Source organism: Musicola keenii, from assembly GCF_014855505.1.
Taxonomy (GTDB): domain Bacteria; phylum Pseudomonadota; class Gammaproteobacteria; order Enterobacterales; family Enterobacteriaceae; genus Musicola; species Musicola paradisiaca.
Window position 1 is genome coordinate 1 of sequence record NZ_JAAWVW010000068.1, and the last position, 266, is coordinate 266.

The 266-nt window shown below is 65.8% G+C and carries 1 protein-coding gene; it reads left to right on the forward strand.

All coding sequences use genetic code 11. The features are described from left to right. Positions 1 to 266 (forward strand): hypothetical protein (locus tag HEP82_RS20300; RefSeq protein ID WP_192459618.1); only part of this gene is annotated, 266 nt, incomplete at both ends.

The window sequence follows — 266 nt, forward strand, 5'->3', positions numbered from 1 at the left end:
CAGCGCGTTCTCCAGCAACAGCGCGCAAGCGTCACTGACGGTGAGCGACGTCAATGACGCGCCGACCTTATCCAGCGGCGCGTCGGTGACGCTGACCTCCACGAGCGAGAACGTCACCTCGTCGTCCACAACGGTGTCGTCGCTGTTGAGCGCTGCCGGTTATGCGGATGCGGACAGCGGCGCGGTCAGCGGTATTGCGCTGACGACGCTGAGCGGCAACGGGGCGTGGCAATACTCGACGGACAGCGGGGCCAACTGGTTCAGCG